Origin of the sequence: Pauljensenia sp. 20925_1_25, from assembly GCF_041433955.1 — a bacterium.
Lineage (GTDB): Bacteria > Actinomycetota > Actinomycetes > Actinomycetales > Actinomycetaceae > Pauljensenia.
The window spans coordinates 14,321-34,985 of the sequence record NZ_JAPWCL010000025.1; the positions used below are offsets into that span (position 1 = coordinate 14,321).

Consider the following 20,665-nt stretch of genomic DNA (forward strand, 5'->3'; position numbering starts at 1 on the left):
CGCGCTGGCCGTCGAAATGGCCGGCCTGGACGTCATTCCAGAATCCGATCGCAAGGGAAAACCCTCCGACCTGTTCATGCCGTGGTTCGCGGCGAATATCTCGGTCCTGGGTATCTCGTGGGGATCGTGGGTCCTCGGCTTCGGGCTCTCCCTCGCCCAGGCCATCGTCGTGTCCCTCGTGGGCGTGACCCTGTCCTTCCTGGTCTGCGGCTTCATCGCGATTGCGGGCAAGCGCGGCTCCGCGCCGACTCTCGTGCTGTCGCGCGCGGCCTTCGGCTTCAACGGTAACCGCGTGTCTGCGGCGATCTCGTGGATCCTGACGGTGGGCTGGGAGACCTTCCTGGCGATCATGGCGGTCCAGGCCACGGCCACGGTCATGGGGGCGCTGGGCTTTACGAATCACGTCGTCGCTCAGATCCTTGCCCTGATCCTCGTCGTCGTTCTGGCGGCCGGCTCGGGCATCCTCGGTTTCGAGGCGATCATGAAGGTCCAGACGTGGATCACGTGGGCCACTGCGGCCCTGACGATCATCTACCTGGTTCTGGTTGCTCCAACAATCAACTTCGCGATCCTCGCCTCGCGCCCCGCGGCACCCCTGACCGCGGTGCTCGGAGCGGGCTGTATGCTCCTCGTGGGTTTTGGCTTCGGCTGGATTAACGCGGCCGCCGATTACTCGCGCTACCTGCCGCGCGAGGCCTCGACGAAGGGCGTGGTCGGGTGGACGACGGTGGGTGCGGCGCTGCCCACGGTTATCCTGGTCTTCTTCGGTATCCTCTTGGTCGGCTCGGCCGACGAATCCCTGTCCGAGGCCATCGGCGGTGACCCGATCGGCGCGCTTACCACGCTGCTGCCCACCTGGTTCCTCATTCCTTTCGCCCTGGTCGCGATCCTGGGCCTGATTGGCGGCATCGTCATGGACATCTACTCCTCGGGCCTGTCGCTGCTGGCCACGGGTGTGCCTGTCTCGCGCCCGGTGGCCACCGCGATTGACGGCACGATCATGACGGTCGGGACAATCGTCGTCGTGTTCTTCGCGGATTCCTTCCTGACGCCCTTCACGGCGTTCCTGACGACTCTGGGTGTCGTTATCGCCGCGTGGGGCGGCGTGATGCTGGCGGACATCGCGTTGCGCCACAAGGACTACGACGAGCCTTCGCTCTTCACTCCCTCTGGCCGCTACGGCTCGGTGAACTGGGGCGCGGTCGCCTCGCTGGTCGTTGGTTCGCTGGTGGGCTGGGGCCTCGTCGTCAATGCGAGCGCCTCCTGGCTGTCCTGGCAGGGCTATCTCCTCGGCCCGCTGGGCGGTCGCGAGGGCGATTGGGCGGGTGCCAACATCGGCATTCTCCTGGCGATGGTCGTGGGCTTCGTCGGCTACTGGGTGACCAGCGCGGGCCGCGTGCGCGCGCAGGAGAAGTTGGCCTCGCGCACGTACGCGCAGGGCGCGGAAGAAGGCGAGCAATGAGCGTCGACCCGCGTTTCACACAGGCTCTCTTGGATGACGAGGCCGTGGCCGGCGGTCACGTCCTCACTGACCTCGCGGGACGTCCCGATGCCCTCGTTGTGCTCGGCTCGGGTCTGGCTGACGCTCTCGACGAGGCCTGGGGAGCCCCCGCGGCCACCATACCCCTGGGCGAGATCCCCGGCGTCGTCGCCCCGGTTGCGGACGGGCATGGCGGCGAGCTGCGCGCGTACGAGACGAGCGGGGGAGTAGTCCTCGTGGCCACGGGGCGCACGCACCTCTACGAGGGGCTGGGCGTCCGCCCCGTCACCGCCCTGGTTCGCGCGGCTGCGGCTGCCGGGATCAGCCGCGCGGTGCTCACGAATGCGAACGGCTGTCTGAGGCCTTGGAATCTGGGTGACGTCATGGCGATCACTGACCACGGGAACCTCAGCGGCACCTCGCCCTTCGACGGCCCGCTGTTCCTGGACGTGTCGACCGTGTGGGACGCTCAGATGACGGATGCGCTGCGCGGTGTGTGCCAGCGCGAGGGTGTCTACGCGATCCTGCGCGGCCCCGAGTACCAGACGATGGCTGAAACCCGGATCCTCGCGGGCCTCGGCGTGGACTGCGTGGGCATGTCGACCGTCATGGAGGCCCTCACCCTGCACGCCCTGGGCGTGCGCGTCGCCGGCATGTCGGTCGTTTCCGACCTGTCGTTCGCCGACGTGCCTACGGACCCGGCCGCCGTCGTCGAGGCGGCCTCCGCGGCCCGCCAGACCGTGGTCGCCGGCATCGAGGCGGCCCTGAGAGCCTGAGTGCACGCACAGAGACAAACGAGGCCGTGGCCGGGGGTGGATGTCCACCGTTCCCGGCCACGGCCTCGTGTTATACGAAAAACCAATCAGAGCAAGGCGAGGACACGCTCCACGATCCGCGACGCGACGTCGGGGGCACACGCCAGGTTGATGCGCGCCCACGAGGCGTAGTCGGTGCCCAGGGTGCGTCCCTCGTTGGCGCCGATGTGGGCGCGTTCGCGCAGCGTCGCGGCGGGGGAGAGGGGGCCAAGGTCGATGCCGTCAAAGCCCCACCAGGTCAGGTAGGTGCCCTCAGGGCGCACGAAGTCGATTGGGGTGTCCGCGAGAGAACGCTCCACCAGGTCCACGTTCGAGCGGATCAGGTCCTTGACCTCGTGCTGCCAGGCGTCGCCGTGCTCGTAGGCAGCGATGGCGCCGAGCGTGCCGATAACGTTGGCGTCGTGGCGCACGTCGGCGGCGAACACGTCCCAGCGTTCGCGCAGCGCCTCGTCGGGCAGGATGACCTGCGCGGAGGGCAGGCCCGCGATGTTCCAGCCCTTCGACGCGGCGGTCGCCGTCACCGTGTGGGAGGCAAACGAAGGGCCGAGGCTCGCGTAGGAGACGAAGGGAATCTGCTCGTCCAACACGAGGGGGGAGTGGATCTCGTCGGAGAACACGAGCGCGTCATAGTCGGAGACCACGTCGTGCAGGGCGCGCAGCTCATCCTCGCGCAGGACGCGGCCAACCGGGTTCCACGGGTTACACAGGATGACGAGGCCAGCCCCGGCCTCGAGACCCGCGCGGATCCCCTCCAGGTCGAGCGCCCAGCCGTGCCCGCCGGCGCGCGTGCCGCGCAGCGAGGGGACCTCGATGACGGGGTGGTCGAACTTGCCCGGAATCGTCAGGAAGGGCATGTAAGCGGGCGTCGGTACGATGATCGGTGCTCCCGGGCGCACCAGGTGATCGATCGTCGCCTCAAGCGCGGGCAGGACCGAGGTAATGAGGCGCACCTGCGAGGCGTCCACGTCCCAGCCGAAGCGACGCTTCTGGAACTCCGCAGTCGCGCCCGCGATGCGCGGCTCCAGCCAGGTCGGCTGGTAGCCCAGCAGACCGTCGTCAATCGCGCCCTTCATTGCATCGGCGACCTCCGGGGCTGTCCCGAAGTCCATCTCCGCGATCCACGCGCCAATCGTCGGCTCACCGCTCGCGGTCGTGATGCCCGTCCATTTCAGCGAGCCGGTGCGGTAGAGGTGGGAGTCGGAAAAGAGTTGAACGGACACGGTGTTCTCCTGGATGAGTCGGTGGATACGGCGCGCGCCGATCCCGGTAAAGCAACCATGGTATACGCGGTCCCACCTCGCGTCGCAGCGCACCCGCCCATCAAGCAAATGCAACAGCGCCTCTGGAGTAGGATGGGGGAATCATGAGTGAAACAACTGCCACCGGCGCCGACGTTCGCGTCCGCTTCTGCCCCTCGCCCACTGGAACCCCTCACGTCGGCATGGTCCGCACGTGCCTGTTTAACTGGGCCTACGCCCGCCACACGGGAGGAACCTTCGTCTTCCGTATCGAAGACACGGATGCCGCCCGCGACTCCCAGGAGTCCTTCGATCAGATCATCGAGTCCCTGCAGTGGTTGGGCCTCGACTGGGACGAGGGTGTCGGTAAGGGCGGACCGCACGGCCCCTACCGCCAGAGCGAGCGCATGGACATCTACCGTGACGTGGCCGCGCGCCTGCTTGAGGCCGGCTACGCCTACGAGTCCTACTCGACCCCCGAGGAGATCGAGGAACGTCACCGCGCCAAGGGTGAGGACCCGAAGCTCGGTTACGACGGCTTTGATCGCGACCTGACGGAGGAGCAGGTCGCGGCATACCGCGCCGAGGGCCGCAAGCCGGTTCTGCGCCTGCGCATGCCCGACGAGGACATCACGTTCACGGACCTGATCCGAGGCGAGATCACCTTCAAGGCTGGCTCGGTGCCGGACTACGTCATCGTGCGCGCCAATGGCCACCCGCTCTACACGCTGGTGAACCCGATTGACGACGCGCTCATGGAGATCACTCACGTGCTGCGCGGCGAGGACCTGCTGTCTTCGACGCCTCGCCAGATCGTCCTGTACCGCGCGCTCGAGGCCATTGGCGTCGCGAAGTTCATGCCGCGCTTCGGTCACCTGCCCTACGTCATGGGCGAGGGCAACAAGAAGCTCTCCAAGCGTGACCCCGAGTCGAACCTGCTGCTCCACAAGGCCGCGGGCATGATCCCCGAGGGCCTCAACAACTACCTGGCCCTCCTGGGCTGGTCGATCGCGCCAGACCGCGACATTTTCTCCATGGAGGAGATGGCTCAGGCCTTTGACATCTCGGACGTGAATCCGAACCCGGCGCGTTTCGACCAGAAGAAGGCCATCGCCATCAACGCCGAGCACATCCGCCTGCTGGACGGCGAGGATTTCCGGGCTCGCCTGGTGCCCTTCCTGCATCGCGACGAGCTGGTGTCGGCTGACTCGTTCGAGGCGCTCAACGAGCGTGAGCGCGAAATCCTCACCGAGGCCGCCCCGCTCGTTCAGACACGCATCCAGGTCCTCGGTGAGGCCTCCGGTATGCTCGGCTTCCTTTTTGTCGCCGACGACGCGCTGGAGATGGATGAGAAGGCCATCTCCAAGCTCAAGGACAACGCGGCGGACGTTCTGGACGCCGCCATCGAAACCGTCGAGGGCCTGACCGAGTTCACGACCGCTTCCCTTGAGGAGTCGCTGCGTGCTCGCATCGTCGACGAGATGGGCGTCAAGCCTCGCCTGGCCTTCGGGCCGCTGCGCGTCGCCGTGACCGGCCGCCAGGTCTCCCCGCCGCTGTTCGAGTCCATGGAGATCCTGGGCCGCGACTCTTCGCTGGCCCGCCTGCGCGCCCTGCGCGCCTCCCTGGCCTGATCGCTGCGCCCGGCCCCGGCCTCGTCGCCTGTTCATGGGACGAGGCCGGGGCATCGTCATGTGCGCACGCGTCGTTCGACGTCGTATGGGCTCGTTGTGGCAGCGGGCCTCTCGGAGGTTGGCCCCTCTTCCGCACGTGAACCCGCTAATCGGAGTGTGGGCGTGGTCGCCCACGTACGGAACAGGGGGTTTACGTGCGGAACAGGGGGTTTACGTGCGGAAGAGGGGGTTTACGTGCGGAAGAGGGGGTTTACGTGCGGAACGGGGGGTTTACGTGCGGAACGGGGTAGCCCAACCCTGCGGTACGGCCCGCCCTACCACCCGATTGATGAGAGTGACCGTTGCCACTGGCTTTCGATTTGGCATGCGAGCGAGGCTCCGCTAAAGTTATCTCCTGTCGCCAGCGACGTGAGAATGAAGCGGGTGATACCCAATGGGGTATGGTGTAATTGGCAACACAGCTGATTCTGGTTCAGCCATTCTAGGTTCGAGTCCTGGTACCCCAGCGATCTGAAACGTCAGTTTCAGTCGAGGCCCCCATCGTCTAGCGGCCTAGGACGACGCCCTCTCACGGCGTTAACACCGGTTCAAATCCGGTTGGGGGTACGGATTCATAATTGAATCGAGGCCCCCATCGTCTAGCGGCCTAGGACGACGCCCTCTCACGGCGTTAACACCGGTTCAAATCCGGTTGGGGGTACCACGAACCTCGTCACCGTTGCGGTGGCGAGGTTTTTGTTTACCGCGATGCCGCGGTTTTTCTTGTGCTTTGCAGAAAACTTTGCTCACCGTTACACAGTGTCTAACCTTGTAACCAGCCCCCGTAGGGGGGATCGTTTTGGACGAGGGAGTCTTTCGTGACAGACCGACACAACAGGACGCTGCTGCGTCGAGCCCTGGGCGTAGGCGCTGCGCTTGCGCTGATGGGGGGCGCGCTCCCGGCAGCCTGGGCTGAGCCAGGGGAGGAGGCAACAAATCAGGACGCGGGTGCGGAGACCGTCGACACGGAGGGTGCGACCGGTGGCGACGACCTCCTGGTGACAATCCCTGGTAACCATAATAAGGCGATGGGGTGCGACGCCGACTGGGCTCCCGACTGCGCTAAGGCCGCTTTGACGCGCGACGCGACGGGCGTCTACACCGCGACATTCACTCTGCCCGCGGGTGACTACGAGTACAAGGTCGCCGAGGGCGGCTCGTGGGATGCCTCCTACGGCCAAGGGGGAGCAGCCGGGGGAGCGAACATCGCCTACTCTCTGAAGGAAGAGACTGCGGTCACCTTCTACTACAACCACGCGACTCACCGCGTGTGGAATAACGTCTCCGACCAGATGGTGACGCTTCCGGGTTCCTTCCAAAAGGACCTAGGTTGCGCCGACAACTGGAAGCCTGAATGCCTGGCCCCGCTCATGGAGCCTGTGGGCGGGGGTACCTACACCTACGAGACGAGGGCACTGCCTGAGGGCACGTACGAGCTGAAGGTTGCTGTCGGCGGCTCGTGGGATGAGAACTACGGGCAAGATGGTGCCGCCGGTGGTGCTAACTACCAGTTTGCGACGAAGGCGAACAAGCTCGTGACATTCACCTACGATTCCGCGACCCACAAGCTGGACATCGCCTCCGCTGACGTTCCCGTTGTCGGCGTCGGCGAGCAGCGCGCTTACTGGGTCAATGCCACAACCCTGGCGTGGCCGACCTCGCTGCTGCCCCAGGGAGTCACGCGTGCCCAGGTTCTTGACGGCTCCGCGAAGCTGAGTTACGAGCTGGTCACCGCGCCCGAGGGTGGTGCTGCCCTGACGGACGGTGCTATCACCGGAGCGACCCTCACGCCGCTGACCGTCGCCGGCGACCTGCCCGCGGACGTCACGATGGCTCACCCGAACCTCAACGGCTGTATCGCCCTGAAGGCCCCCTTCGACGAGGCCGGGGCGGGCGAGGCGCTCACCGGACAGGTGATGCTCGCGCAGAAGTCCGGTGAGACTGTGAATGCCTTCACGGGTGTGCAGATCGCCCCTGCGCTCGACTCCATCTACGCGCCCAAGGCCGCCCAGGCCTCGTACGGCGTGGGATGGAACGACGCGGGCAAGCCGACCTTCGCCCTGTGGGCCCCCACCGCCAAGGACGTGACCCTGCTGTCGTGGAACACGCGTACTCCGCGCGGCGCTGACCCCGAGGTGTCGGGCGCGCCCGTGCGGACCGCGGCGACGCGCACCGACGACGGACGCTGGAGCGTCGACAATGCCGACGGTGCCATCACCGAAGGGGCCCAGTACCTGTGGGAGGTGCGCGTCTACGTGCCCTCCACCGGTGCCGTGGAGACTAATCAAGTGACCGACCCCTACTCGGTGGGCCTGACCGCGAATTCGACGCGCTCGGTTGCCGTCAACATGGATAACCCCGCAATTGCCCCCTACGGTTGGAAGAACACTAAGGCCCCCGTCATCGAGGACGACGCACAGCGCTCCATCTACGAGCTGCACGTGCGTGACTTCTCGGCGGCCGACAAGTCTGTCCCCGAGGACATGCGCGGCACCTACATGGCGTTTACGCAGTACCAGTCCAACGGCATGCGCCACCTGACGGAGCTGGCATCTGCGGGCATGAATACGGTGCACCTCCTGCCGACCTTCGATATTGCGACGATTCCTGAGAAGCGCTCCGAGCAGCTGGTCCCCGCGATCCCGAAGGACGCTGGCCCTGCGGATGAGGCGCAACAGGCGGCCGTGTCCGCGGTGGCTGATCAGGACGCCTACAACTGGGGGTACGACCCGCTGCACTGGATGGCCCCCGAGGGATCGTACGCGACCGTGTGGCACCAGAACGGCGGCGCGCGTATCCGCGAGTTCCGTTCCATGGTCGGCGGTCTGCACTACATCGGTATGCAGGTCGTCCTCGACCAGGTCTACAATCACACGCCGGCCGCAGGCCAAGATGCTCACTCGGTGCTCGACCGCGTCGTTCCGGGCTACTACCAGCGTCTGAGCGCCTCCGGTGAAGTCGAGACATCGACGTGTTGTTCGAATGTTGCTACCGAGAATGTCATGAGTGAACGCCTCATGATCGACTCGATGATTCACTGGGCGAAGTACTACCACGTCGACGGCTTCCGCTTCGACCTGATGGGTCACCACCCGGCCGAAGAGATGAAGCGTGCCAAGGAGGCTCTCTCGCAGCTCACCCTCGAGAAGGACGGCGTGGACGGATCGCGACTCTACATCTACGGCGAGGGCTGGAACTTCGGTGAGGTCGCGAACAACGCGCTGTTCACGCAGGCCACGCAGGGCCAGCTGGACGGCACCGGCATCGGCGCGTTCAACGACCGTCTGCGCGATGCGGTCCACGGCGGCGGCCCCTTCGATGACGATCACCGCGTCATGCAGGGCTTCGGTTCGGGCGCGTTCTCGGACTTCAACGGCCTCGACACACGTTCCGACGCGGAGCGTCGCGCGGACTACCTGCATCGCGTGGATCTCGTGAAGCTGGGGCTTGCGGGCAACCTGAAGGACTACACGCTGACGACCTACGACGGCCAGACCGTGAAGGGGTCGCAGCTGGACTACAACGGTCAGGGCGCGGGGTTCGCGTCCCAGCCTGCGGAGAACGTCAACTACGTGGACGCCCACGACAATGAGACGCTTTTCGATCTGGTGACCTACAAGATGCCCGCGGACGCTCCGATGGAGCACCGCGTGCGCATGTCGCTGATCAGTCAGGCCTCCGTGGCATTGGCTCAGTCGCCCTCGTTCTGGGCGTCGGGTACAGAGATGCTGCGCTCGAAGTCCTTGGATCGTGATTCCTTCAACTCCGGTGATCACTTCAACGCGATTGACTGGACGATGAAGGACAATGGCTTCGGCCGCGGCCTGCCCGTCAAGTCGAAGAACGGCGCGGCCTGGGACCATATGCGTCCCCTGCTGGAGAATCCCGATCTGAAGCCGGCCCCGGAGCAGATCGACGCCTCCTCGGAGATCGCGATGGACTTCCTGCGCGTGCGTTCGTCTTCGCGTCTGTTCACGCTGGGCAGTGCTGAGCTCATCAACCAGAAGGTGACCTTCCCGAACTCTGGCCCCGAGGCCGTGGATGGGACGATCATGATGCTCATCAACGACGAGGCCGGGGCTGGGACGGACGTTGATCCGGCCCTTGACGGTGCGCTCGTCGTGTTTAACGCGACGGACAAGCAGCTGACGCAGCGCGTCGACGGCCTGGCTGGTCGTGTTTTTAAGCTGCATGACGCTCAGGCCACGGGCGCTGACTCCGTCGTCAAGGAGGCATCCTTCTCGGCGAAGACGGGTGTCGTCACGGTCCCCGCACGCACGGTCGCTGTCTTCACACAGGCAGCGGGGGAGCGGGTTGAACCTGGTCCCATCGCCGAGGATGGCACGTGGATGCGCGCGGCTGACGGGTGCTGGTGGCTGAGCTACCCGGACGGCACGTTCCCTGCGAATGAGCGCGTTCAGTTGGGCGGTGAGACCTACGCCTTCGACGCAGCCGGTTGGATGAAGACCGGCTGGGACAAGGAAGAGGGCCTGTGGCGCTACTACGCTCCCGAGGGACCGATGGCGACCGGCTGGACCGCGACGGGCGGCTCCTGGTACTACCTGGATCCGGAGACGGGGGTCATGGCCATCGGCTGGCTTGATGACGACGGCACCTGGTACTACCTGAGTGGCTCCGGTGAGATGGCGACCGGCTGGCAGCACCTGGGTGATACCTGGTATTACCTGCACGGCAGTGGCGCGATGGCGACCGGCTGGCTGAAGCTGGGCGGCACCTGGTACTTCTTGACGGGTGATGGCCATATGGCGTCCGGCTGGGTCAAGGACGGCGAATCCTGGTTCTACTGCCAGCCCTCCGGGGCGATGGTAACGGGCCGCGTCGTCGTGGATGGCACCGCCTATACCTTTGACGCCAACGGGCGCCTCGTGCCCTGAGGTGCCAGCGGCGATACGCGGGCGGGCCGGGACGACTCATTCGTCCCGGCCCGCCCGTTTGTGTTGTTCGCGGCTTTTATCGCTCAGAGGTCGGCAGCGTCCTCGACGGTGGCGAGAAACTCGGAGAGCCTGTTGGCGGCGGCCATCACTGATGGGCCGTGCTGGCGGCCCGGCTGGCGGCCCATGCGCTCGATGGGGCCGGAGATTGACAGGGCAGCCAGGACTCGACCCGACGGCCCGCGCACGGGTGCGGAGACAGAGGCGACGCCGGGTTCGCGCTCGCCCACGGACTGCGCCCAGCCGCGTCGGCGTACCTCGGAGAGCATGGTTGCGTTGAAGGAAGCGCCGTACAGGCCTCGGTGCAGGCGGTCGGGTTCTTCCCAGGCGAGCAGTACCTGGGCGGCAGATCCGGCGCTCATGGAGAGCGTGGCGCCCACGGGGATCGAGTCACGTAGGCCCATTTCGCGTTCGGAGGCCGCGACGCACACGCGGTAGTCGCCCTGGCGACGGAAGAGCTGGGAGGATTCCTTGGTGTGATCGCGTAGGGCTTGAAGGACAGGCATGGAAGCCTGGAGGAGGCGGTCTTCGCCAGCCGCGGAGGAGAGTTCCTGAAGGCGGGGACCCAGAATGAAACGGCCCTGCATGTCGCGGGCTACCATGCGGTGATATTCGAGGGCGACAGCCAGACGGTGAGCAGTCGGGCGTGCAAGCCCGGTACTGGTGACAAGTTGTGCGAGGGTTGCGGGTCCCGCTTCGAGAGCGCTGAGAACCAGCGCAGCTTTATCGAGAACGCCAACGCCACTGGATGTTTGCTCGTCCATACAACTATTTAATATCTCATTAATTGAGATGGCAAACTGCCGGATAGTGAAACAGGTCAAAGGAGTGTCCGAGACGTGAGATCGGGGCGGTTGACACGCGGTCAAAGCGCTTCGATTGGGTTCGAAGCATGACTGACACAGTGTCTCCAAAAGGGAGGCTAGAGGAGGAACAATGAGCGGAACGATGGCCGAAAAGGTGTGGCGCGACCACATCGTCTCCAAGGGTGAGAACGGCGCGCCCGACCTGCTGTACATCGACCTCCACCTGGTGCATGAGGTCACGAGTCCCCAGGCCTTCGAGGGCTTGCGCCTGGCCGGACGCAAGGTTCGCCGCCCCGATCTGACGATCGCGACGGAGGATCACAACACGCCGACCGTCAACATTGACCAGCCCATTGCAGACATCACGAGCCGCACGCAGATCGACACGCTGCGCAAGAATGCCGAGGAGTTCGGCGTACGCCTGCACTCCCTGGGCGACGCCGATCAGGGCATCGTTCACGTCGTCGGCCCCCAGCTGGGCCTCACCCAGCCCGGCATGACGATCGTGTGCGGCGACTCCCACACCTCCACGCACGGTGCCTTCGGCGCACTGGCCTTCGGTATCGGCACCAGCCAGGTCGAGCACGTGCTCGCGACCCAGACCCTGCCGATGGCCCCCTTCAAGACCATGGCGATCACGGTCAACGGCTCCCTGCCCGCAGGCTCGACCGCGAAGGACATCATCCTCGCTGTCATCGCTAAGATCGGCACCGGCGGCGGCCAGGGCTACGTCCTGGAATACCGTGGGCAGGCGATCCGCGAGCTCTCCATGGAGGGCCGCATGACGATCTGTAACATGTCGATTGAGGCGGGTGCCCGCGCCGGCATGATCGCCCCCGACCAGACGACCTTCGACTACATCAAGGGCCGCCCCCACGCCCCCGAGGGCGAAGACTGGGACCGCGCCGTTGAGTACTGGTCCTCCCTGGCCTCCGACGAGGACGCCGTTTTTGACGCCGAGGTCGTCCTCGAGGCCGCTGACATCGAGCCCTTCGTCACCTGGGGCACCAACCCCGGCCAGGGCGTTCCACTGTCGGCCGCAGTCCCCAGCCCGGAAGACTTCACCGATGAGACCGCCCGCGCGGCCGCCGAGCGCGCCCTGGAGTACATGGATCTCAAGGCCGGCACCCCGATGCGCGAGATCGCCGTCAACACGGTCTTCATCGGCAGCTGCACGAACGGTCGCATCGAAGACTTGCGCGCCGCCGCCAGTGTCGTCAAGGGACGCCACAAGGCCGATGGTGTGCGCGTCATGGTCGTGCCCGGCTCCGCCCGCGTGCGCCTGCAGGCCGAGGCCGAGGGCCTCGACAAGATCTTCACGGACTTCGGTGCCGAATGGCGCAACGCCGGCTGCTCCATGTGCCTGGGTATGAACCCTGACACCATGAACGCGGGAGACCGCTCGGCCTCTACGTCCAACCGAAACTTCGAAGGCCGCCAGGGCAAGGGCAGCCGCACGCACCTGGTGTCCCCGCTCGTCGCGGCCGCCACCGCCGTGCGAGGCACCCTGTCCTCCCCGGCCGACCTCTGAGGCCCGCCCTCCGCCACCCGATCACGGGGGAGGGCCACGGCCTCGTCCCCCACGGAAGAAAAGACTGACGCACCATGGAAAAGTTCATTACCCACACCGGCGTCGGCGTCCCGCTGCGCCGCTCCAATGTCGACACCGACCAGATCATCCCCGCCGTTTACTTGAAGCGTGTCACCCGCACGGGCTTCGAGGATGCCCTCTTCGCCGCGTGGAGGAACGATCCCGAATTCGTCCTCAACCAGGACGCTTACAAGAACGGCTCCGTCCTCATCGCCGGACCCGATTTCGGCACCGGCTCCTCGCGTGAACACGCCGTGTGGGCGCTCAAGGACTACGGCTTCCGCGTTGTCCTGGCCCCCAAGTTCGCCGATATTTTCCGCGGCAACTCCGGTAAGCAGGGCCTGGTGACCGGCATCATCTCCCAGGAGGACTGCGAGTCCCTGTGGAAGCTCCTCGAGACCGAACCCGGCACCGAGGTCACCGTCTCCCTGGAGGACAAGACCTGGCGCGCCGGTGCGATCTCGGGCACCTTCCAAATCGACGATTACGTGCGCTGGACACTCATGGAAGGGTTGGACGACATCGCCCTCACCCTGCGCCACGAGAAGGAGATCGAGACTTACGAGGCCGCGCGTCCCTCCTTCAAGCCGCGCACGCTGCCGGCGAAATTCTTACCAAAGCAAGAGGTTTTGTCCGCACGCGACTGAACGCACTGCGCACACTGGCCCCTACCTAGCTAGAGTAGGGGCCAGTTACGTCATATTGAGGAGTTCCCCCATGCCATCCATTCTGCAAGTCGAAGGCGGTCATCCCCTCCACGGAGAGATCACCGTTCGCGGTGCCAAGAACTTCGTGCCGAAGGCCATGGTCGCGTCGCTGCTGGCCGACACCCCCTCCGAGCTTTACAACGTCCCGCTCATCCGCGACACCGATGTCGTCTCGAACCTGCTGAGCTTGCATGGCGTCGAAATCGACTTTGATCAGGACCGTGGCACGCTGCGTATGGACACCTCCAACGTCAAGATCGCCTCGCGTTCGGATATCGATACGCTCGCGGGTGCCTCGCGTATCCCGATCCTGTTCTGCGGCCCGCTCCTGCACCAGCTGGGCGAGGCCTTCATCCCCGAGCTGGGCGGATGCGCGATCGGCGGTCGCCCCATCGACTTCCACCTCGATACGCTGCGCAAGTTCGGCGCAATCATTGATAAGCAGCCCGACGGTGTGCACATCAAGCGACCCTCCACGGGCCTGCACGGCGCGATCATCGAGCTGCCCTTCCCGTCCGTCGGCGCGACCGAGCAGACCCTGCTGACCGCCGTGCGCAACGAGGGCATCACGACCCTGAAGGGCGCGGCCATCGAGCCTGAGATCCTTGACCTGATCAACGTCCTGCAGAAGATGGGCGCGATCATCTCCGTGGACACGGATCGTACCATCCGAATCGAGGGCGTGGCCAAGCTGACCGGCTACCGCCACACGGCCCTGCCGGACCGCATCGAGGCCGCCTCGTGGGGTGCGGCTGCCCTTGCCACCCGCGGTGACATCTACGTGCGTGGTGCCCATCAGCCCGACATGACGACGTTCCTCAACACCTTCCGCAAGGTGGGTGGCGCCTTCGATATTGACGCCGATGGCATCCGCTTCTACCACCCGGGTGAGCCGCTGCACTCGATCGCGCTTGAGACGGCCGTGCACCCTGGATTCATGACCGACTGGCAGCAACCCCTGGTGGTGGCGCTCACACAGGCCGAGGGCCTGTCCATCGTTCACGAGACCGTGTACGAGAACCGCTTCGGCTTCACCCAGGCGCTGCGCAAGATGGGCGCGAACATTCAGGTCTACCGCGAGTGCCTGGGCGGCACGCCCTGTCGCTTCGGCCAGAAGAACTACTATCACTCGGCGGTCATCTCGGGTCCGACCCCGCTGCACAGCGCGGATATCGTGGTCCCGGACCTGCGTGGTGGCTTCTCGCACCTGATCGCCGCGCTGACCGCGACGGGCACGTCCACCGTGTCCGGTATCGATGTGATTTCGCGCGGCTACGAGCACTTCACGCGCAAGCTCCACAAGCTGGATGCGCGCGTGCGCTACCTGGACGCCTGAGCACATGGCCGGGCGGGGAGTGCGTCGCAGCATTCTGTTGCTGGTCTCGTCGATGTCGGCGGGCGGGCGCAGCGTGCGCCTGGGGCCTCGCATTGTGCGGATTTTGCGCAGCGGCGGCTGGGAGGTCGCTGTTCGCCTGACGACGCCCGGGGACGACCCGGCGGCTCTCGCCGGCCAGGTAGCCGCCGACGCGATCGTGGCGGCCCTGGGCGGGGACGGCTACCTGAGTGCGGTCGCGCGCGGGTGCCACGAGTCCGGTGCCATCTTCGCGCCCATGCCGGGCGGGCGCGGTAACGATCTGTGCCGTGCGCTCGGTATCGGCACCGACCCCTTGGCGCGTGCCCGGGATCTGGCTCGTCTCGGCTTTGCGTCCGCCTCCTCGGGGAACGAGGCCGTGGCTGGGCGGGTCCGTCATAGCGCGGACTTGCTGGCGAAGCGTGTGCGCCCCCTGGACGGCATGTGGGTGCGCTCGCGCGACGGTGTGCGCCTGGCGCTCGGCGTCGTGTCGGTAGGTTTGGACGCGCGCGCGAACATTTTGGCGAACGAGTCGTCGCTGACGTCGGGGCCGCTGGCCTACGGCTACGGCGCTTTCGCGGCCCTGGCCTCGCACGAACCCACTGAGATCATTGCGACGGTGGACGGCCGCGAACGTGACCTGAGCGGCTGGCTTGCCTCCGTGTCGAACTCGGGGCGCTTTGGTGGGGGTATCACGCTGGTGGAGTCGTCGGACATGAGCGACGGCATCCTCGAGGTGTGTCACGTGGGTCCGATGTCGGTCGCGCGTGCCCTGCCGATCTTGGCCCGTGTCGTGGGTGGTCGGGCGAAGAACCACCCGGCCATCGAGGTTGAGACCGCGCGCATGGTGTCTTTCGTGGCACCCGTCGGCATGATCGCGATGGCGGACGGGGATCGGGTTGCGTCGGTTCCTTTCACCGTGGACGTGGCTCCCGGCGTCGTCTCCGTCCTGGTCTGAGCTTGTCGTCGCGTGCGGCGCGCCCACCGTGCGTGTGAGCTGCGCTCGGTTGCTGCGTAAGACAGAGCATGGGTTTTGCGCTGTGGGGGAGTGGTCCCCCTAGAATGTTCCTATGAGTGCAGTTTCCGGCTTCTACGCCTTCGCGAAGGGCGTGTTGACGCCCATCATGACCCCCTGGGTGAAGTTCACCGTCACCGGCGAGGAGAACCTCCCCACGGAGGGTGGTTTCCTGTTGGTTTCCAACCACCTCTCGAACGTCGATCCCCTGTGTCTGTGCTGGTATTTCATGAAGCGTAACACTGCGGTGCGGTTCCTGGCGAAGAAGTCGATGTTTTCCGTCCCGGTGTTCGGCTGGATTATCAAGGGCATGGGTCTGATTCCCGTCAACCGTGATTCGAATCCCTCGGCTGTCCTGGCGCCCACGCGCGAGGCCTTGGAGGCAGGCGAGGTCGTCGGTATCTACCCTGAGGGAACGCTTACGCGCGACCCGGACCAGTGGCCGATGGAGTTCAAGTCGGGTGCCGCTCGCCTGGCCCTCGACACGGGCGTTACCGTTATCCCCCTGTCCCAGTGGGGGCCGCAGGACATCATGGCCCCCTACAACGCTAAGGGCATGGATATGCGTCCGGGTCGGCGCATCTCCTATCACTTCGGCGCGCCCGTCGACCTGTCTGACCTGATCGGCCCCGCCGGGTCCGAGGACCACGACGCGGTCAACGCGGCGACGGCGCGCATCCTTCAGGCGGTGCGTGAGGGTGTCGGCCAGTTGCGCGGACTGCCCGTGCCCGACAGCGTGTGGGACCCCGCCACGCAGGCTGGCCCCTGGTGGGAGGAAGAGCAGGCTAAGGCCGCCAAGAAGGCCGCCAAGGCCGCGAAGAAGAAGGGCTAGTCCCGGATATCGACGACGTCCAGGTGTCCGCGTTGATCGGCGTTGTCACGTCCATGCCCGGATCGCTCGCCTCGCCGGTTGTGCCCGACTGGAGGGTGGGGGAGGAGACCTGGACGGACGAGGCCGGGGCGGGCCGTGTGCTCGCCTGTACCTGCGGGGACGCGGGCGTGCAGGCGGCGAGCGCGAGGATAGCGGCGGCGTGCCCGGCGGTGAGAACGACACGACGGTGAGACAAAGCCTCTCCATGGGGTGTGACAGTTTTCCCATCCTAGTAGACTGAGCTGGACAGGGAGGTCACGATGAGTATGACAACAGCAGCGGTCCTGGGAACGGGAGCGTGGGGGACGACATTCGCTCAGGTGCTTGCGGATGCGGGCGTGGACGTCACCATGTGGGGGCGCAACACCGACACGATTTCGTTTATCAACGGTCGCGAAAACCCGACGTATCTGCCGGGCATCACGCTGTCTGAGCGTATTACGGCCACGACGGATATCGCAGAGGTGGTGGCAGGTAAGCCGCTGGTCGTCGTCGCCGTCCCCGTCAAGGCCGTGCGCGCGACACTGGAAGCCGCACGCGCGTCCTTCGTGCCCGATGTGGCCCTGCTGTCCCTGGCTAAGGGCCTCGAATTGGGCACCCTCAAGCGCGTCGACGAGATCATTGCCGATGCCTCGGGTGTGCCCCACAGTCGCATCGCCGTGCTCTCCGGCCCGAACCTGTCGCGCGAAATCGCTGAGCGCCAGCCCACCGCGACGGTCGTCGCCTCCACCGATGTCGAGCTGGCCAAGGAGATCGCGCGGACCTGCCACAACTCCTACTTCCGCCCCTACGTCTCGGCCGACGTGGTGGGAACCGAGATGGCGGGTGCGACGAAGAACGTCATCGCCGTCGCCATTGGTGCCGCTGAGGGCATGGGTCTGGGCATCAACACGCGCTCGACCCTCATCACGCGCGGCCTGGCCGAGATGACCCGGCTCGGCACCGCCCTGGGGGCCGACCCCGCGACCTTCGCGGGCCTGTCCGGTATCGGAGACCTCGTCGCGACCTGTTCCTCGCGCCTGTCGCGTAACTTCTCCCTGGGTCACCGGCTCGGCTCGGGCATGGACCTGGACGAGGCTATGGCCCTGTCCCCGGGCGTCGTCGAAGGCGTCGCTTCGGCGGGGCCGATCCTCCAGGTCGCTGCCTCCGTCGGCGTTGACATGCCGATCACCAGCGCTGTCGTCGAAGTTGTCGAGGGACGCGCGACCATCGCAGACATGGGGCGCATGCTCTTGGCACGCCCGCAGAAGATGGATGGGTGGAAGATCGAACTGGTCTAAAAGGTGCACGCGCGGGCGGGGAAAGCCTGACGCGCGGTAGGCTTGGACCTATGACTGCACCAACTCGTCCTCGCGTCCTCATCGTTTTCGGTGGACGCTCCTCCGAACACGAAATCTCTTGCGCCACGGCTGCCGGCATCCTCACGGCCATCGACCGCACCAAGTGGGACGTGATCCCGCTGGGTATCACGCGGGACGGCCAGTGGGTGCGCGTCGCCGACGACCCGTCGGCGTGGGCATTCAAGGACGGCAAGGGACAGACCGTGACAGCGGGTTCTACCCGCGTGGCACTCACGCCGGGCGAGGGCAACCTCGTCGAACTCACCTACGACGGCGACCCCTCGGATAAGGACTCCCGCGTCGTGGGCGTCGAAGACCTCGGCCACGTCGATATCGTCTTCCCGCTCCTGCACGGCCCCTACGGTGAGGACGGCACGATCCAAGGGCTCTTCGAGATGGCCGACGTGCGCTACGTCGGATGCGGCGTGACCTCCTCGGCGATTTCCATGGACAAGCACCTGACCAAGACGGTGCTCGCCGCCGCCGGTATCGACGTGGGCCGCTGGGTTTGCATTACTGCCCGTCAGTGGGAGAGCGACCCCGCCTCGTGCATGGACCGCATCGAGCGCCTCGGCTTCCCCGTCTTCGTCAAGCCCTGCCGCGCCGGCTCCTCCGTCGGCATCTCGCGCGTCACCTGCCGCGAGGATCTGTCCGTCGCCATCAAGGAAGCCGCAAACCATGATCCGCGCATCATCGTCGAGGCCTCCGTGACCGGTCGCGAGGTCGAGTGCGGCGTGCTCGGCTCGCGCCCCGACTGGCAAAGTGGCACCTCGCCGCTGGGTGAGATCGTTGTGCCCGAAGGCGAGTTCTACGACTACGAACACAAGTACGTGGACGACGTCGTTGGTCTGTCCTGCCCGGCCGACGTGCCTCCCGCCTACGCTCAGCGCATTCGCGAGACCGCGTGGCGCGCCTTCGATGCCCTCGAATGCGAGGGCCTGGCTCGCGTCGACTTCTTCCTCAACGAGGACACCGATACCGTCATCATCAACGAAGTGAACACGCTGCCCGGATTCACGCCCATTTCGATGTACCCGCAGATGTGGGCGGCCGCCGGTATGTCCTACCCGGACCTGCTCAGCGAACTGCTCACCGAAGCGTCGCAGCGCCCCCTGGGGCTGCGCTGAGGGAACGGCCGCGGTGACCCGCATCTGCGCGTGTCCCGCGGCCGCGCCCCGACCTCGTCCATTCTCACAATCCCGACCCTAAAGGACCCACATGACGACCAAGCCTAAAGTCACGCTGGTGACGTGTCAGGCACTGCCCAATCTCTTCCCCGGCGAAGAAGGACTGCTTGACGAACTGGCGTCGCGCGGATGCGACCCGCAGATCAAGGTCTGGAATGATCCCGACGTTGACTGGGCCGATGCTGGCATGGTCGTCGTCCGCTCTGTCTCCGACTACGCGCAGGATCGTCCCGCCTTCCTGGAGTGGACGCGCCAGCTGCAACGCGTGCAGAACTCGAAGGACGTGCTCAACTGGAACACGGACAAGCACTACCTGAAGGAACTCGCGGCGATGGGGCTGCCGACGATTCCGACGAACTGGCTTGAACCCTCCCAGAAGCTCACCAAGCACCAGATCCACACGCGCTTCCCGGCCTTCGGCGAGTTCGTCGTCAAGCCTGCCGTGTCTTCCGGCGTGCGTGATATCGGCCGCTACACGACTGTGGACATCTGCCAGCGTCAGGCCGCCATGCGCCAGGTGCAGGGCTTGCTGGGCGAGGGGCGCTCCGTCATGCTCCAGCGCTACGTCGAGGAAATCGACCTGCATGGCGAGATTTCGCTCGTGTTTTTCAATGGCCTGGTCTCCCACGCCGTTGAGAAGCGCTCGGCCCTGCACCCCGCCTCCGTCACCAACCCCGAGATGCACGAGGCCGTGGTGACCGCCGAGGCCGCCGACTCCGTCGCGTGGACATGGGGTGAGCAGATCCGCCGTGTCCTGCACGACTACGTGCGAGCCCGCCTGGGTCACGACGAGCTGTTCCTCTTTAACCGCGTGGACCTGGTTCCTGACGGCAAGGGATCCTTCCTGGTTATGGAGGTCTCCCTCGTGGACGCAGACCTCTACCTCGGCTCGACGCCGGGTGCCCTGGGCAATTTCGCTGACGCGATCTCCTCGCGCGCCCATTGGTGATGCACGCCACCGCCGTGAAGGTGTCTCTCGAGTTTTCAAGCTCGTCTGGGTAGTGCTAAGCTCTACCCGTTGCCTTCAAGGCGACGCGATGGTGGCTGTAGTTCAGTTGGTAGAGCACCTGGTTGTGGTCCAGGACGTCGCGGGTTCGAGTCCCGTCAGCCACCCCAATGCCCCGGCGCTTTGAACTGCGTCCCGGAACTTGGACGCGTTTAATGGTAGCCGTTATGCGGCTTGCTGGAGGGCCTGATCTCGGTATTCTGCCGGGGTCAGGCCCTTGAGCTTTACTTGGCGTCTTTGTGTGTTCCAGTAGGTGATGTAGGCGTTGAGGTCGGCTTTGAAGCTTTCGAAGGTTTGCCAGTCCTGGCCGCGGAAGAACTCGTCCTTGAGGTGCCCGAAGACCTGTTCGGTGGCGCCGTTGTCGATGCAGTTGCCTTTGCGTGACATGCTTTGGATAAAACCGTTGTCGGCGAGCGTTCTGATGTAGGTCTCGTGTTGGTACTGCCATCCCATGTCTGAGTGCAAGATCGGCTCGGCTCCTTGGGGCTTGGCGTCCATGAGTATCTGGAGCATCTCTTGTTGTTGGGCGAGGTTGGGGTGCATGGAGATGGAGTGGGCCACGATCTCTTTGCTGGCGAAGTCGTAGACCGGAGCGAGGTAGGCTTTACCGAAGGAGAGCGTGAACTCGGTGACATC

The 20,665-nt window shown here is 65.5% G+C and carries 15 protein-coding genes and 4 tRNA genes; 16 read left to right on the plus strand and 3 right to left on the minus strand.

Going from position 1 to position 20,665, the window contains the following annotated elements:
- Positions 1–16 precede the first annotated feature (16 nt).
- Together O3932_RS09455 and O3932_RS09460 are read left to right on the plus strand one after the other, a co-directional pair.
- Positions 17–1,462, plus strand: a complete 1,446-nt coding sequence (locus tag O3932_RS09455; RefSeq protein ID WP_371538036.1) for a cytosine permease — start codon at positions 17–19, stop codon at positions 1,460–1,462.
- A complete protein-coding gene (locus tag O3932_RS09460; RefSeq protein ID WP_371538014.1) occupies positions 1,459–2,256 on the plus strand; it encodes a purine-nucleoside phosphorylase in 798 nt (265 codons plus the stop codon). The genes O3932_RS09455 and O3932_RS09460 overlap by 4 nt, the downstream gene beginning before the upstream one ends.
- Before the next feature lie 86 nt (positions 2,257–2,342).
- Here the strand turns inward: O3932_RS09460 and O3932_RS09465 are convergent, their stop codons facing one another.
- The gene (locus O3932_RS09465; RefSeq protein WP_371538016.1) at positions 2,343–3,515 is read right to left on the minus strand and encodes a MalY/PatB family protein; all 1,173 of its coding nucleotides are present in this window, start codon (positions 3,513–3,515) and stop codon (positions 2,343–2,345) included.
- 143 nt (positions 3,516–3,658) lie between these two features.
- Between O3932_RS09465 and gltX the strand changes: the two genes are divergently transcribed.
- From gltX to pulA, 5 genes are all read left to right on the plus strand, one after another.
- Complete coding sequence (gene gltX / locus O3932_RS09470; protein WP_371538018.1) at positions 3,659–5,164, plus strand: glutamate--tRNA ligase; 1,506 nt, start codon at positions 3,659–3,661, stop codon at positions 5,162–5,164.
- A gap of 434 nt (positions 5,165–5,598) precedes the next feature.
- Positions 5,599–5,670 (plus strand) — tRNA-Gln (locus tag O3932_RS09475).
- A gap of 27 nt (positions 5,671–5,697) precedes the next feature.
- A tRNA-Glu gene (locus O3932_RS09480) sits at positions 5,698–5,770 on the plus strand.
- Positions 5,771–5,791: 21 nt separating this feature from the next.
- Positions 5,792–5,867, plus strand: a tRNA-Glu gene (locus O3932_RS09485).
- Between the two features lie 154 nt (positions 5,868–6,021).
- A complete protein-coding gene (pulA, locus tag O3932_RS09490) occupies positions 6,022–10,098 on the plus strand; it encodes a pullulanase-type alpha-1,6-glucosidase (RefSeq protein WP_371538021.1) in 4,077 nt (1,358 codons plus the stop codon).
- Between the two features lie 83 nt (positions 10,099–10,181).
- On the opposite strand, the gene O3932_RS09495 is transcribed toward pulA, so the two are convergent.
- A complete protein-coding gene (locus O3932_RS09495) occupies positions 10,182–10,919 on the minus strand; it encodes an IclR family transcriptional regulator (protein ID WP_296504737.1) in 738 nt (245 codons plus the stop codon).
- A 172-nt stretch (positions 10,920–11,091) separates the two neighbouring features.
- Here O3932_RS09495 and leuC point away from each other — a divergent pair, with 172 nt between their 5' ends.
- The 9 genes from leuC (at position 11,092) to O3932_RS09540 (ending at position 20,139) form a co-directional block, all read left to right on the plus strand.
- Entirely contained in the window at positions 11,092–12,492 is a 1,401-nt protein-coding gene (leuC, locus tag O3932_RS09500; protein ID WP_034504389.1) for a 3-isopropylmalate dehydratase large subunit, read from the plus strand.
- A gap of 74 nt (positions 12,493–12,566) precedes the next feature.
- Entirely contained in the window at positions 12,567–13,199 is a 633-nt protein-coding gene (gene leuD / locus O3932_RS09505; protein ID WP_314568644.1) for a 3-isopropylmalate dehydratase small subunit, read from the plus strand.
- Positions 13,200–13,269: 70 nt separating this feature from the next.
- Positions 13,270–14,595 (plus strand): UDP-N-acetylglucosamine 1-carboxyvinyltransferase, encoded by a 1,326-nt coding sequence (gene murA, locus O3932_RS09510; protein WP_009647515.1) that lies wholly within the window; start codon positions 13,270–13,272, stop codon positions 14,593–14,595.
- Positions 14,596–14,599: 4 nt separating this feature from the next.
- A complete protein-coding gene (locus O3932_RS09515; protein ID WP_371538038.1) occupies positions 14,600–15,568 on the plus strand; it encodes a diacylglycerol kinase family protein in 969 nt (322 codons plus the stop codon).
- 112 nt (positions 15,569–15,680) lie between these two features.
- Positions 15,681–16,457, plus strand: a complete 777-nt coding sequence (locus tag O3932_RS09520; protein ID WP_371538026.1) for a lysophospholipid acyltransferase family protein — start codon at positions 15,681–15,683, stop codon at positions 16,455–16,457.
- A gap of 299 nt (positions 16,458–16,756) precedes the next feature.
- Positions 16,757–17,776: an NAD(P)H-dependent glycerol-3-phosphate dehydrogenase gene (locus O3932_RS09525; protein WP_371538028.1), complete on the plus strand. Its 1,020-nt coding sequence runs from the start codon at positions 16,757–16,759 to the stop codon at positions 17,774–17,776.
- Between the two features lie 50 nt (positions 17,777–17,826).
- Complete coding sequence (locus O3932_RS09530; RefSeq protein WP_371538031.1) at positions 17,827–18,963, plus strand: D-alanine--D-alanine ligase family protein; 1,137 nt, start codon at positions 17,827–17,829, stop codon at positions 18,961–18,963.
- Positions 18,964–19,054: 91 nt separating this feature from the next.
- A complete protein-coding gene (locus O3932_RS09535) occupies positions 19,055–19,972 on the plus strand; it encodes a RimK family alpha-L-glutamate ligase (RefSeq protein ID WP_009647528.1) in 918 nt (305 codons plus the stop codon).
- A 91-nt stretch (positions 19,973–20,063) separates the two neighbouring features.
- Positions 20,064–20,139, plus strand: a tRNA-His gene (locus O3932_RS09540).
- A gap of 55 nt (positions 20,140–20,194) precedes the next feature.
- Here the strand turns inward: O3932_RS09540 and O3932_RS09545 are convergent.
- Positions 20,195–20,665 (minus strand): IS3 family transposase (locus O3932_RS09545; RefSeq protein WP_371538033.1); only part of this gene is annotated, 471 nt, incomplete at its 5' end.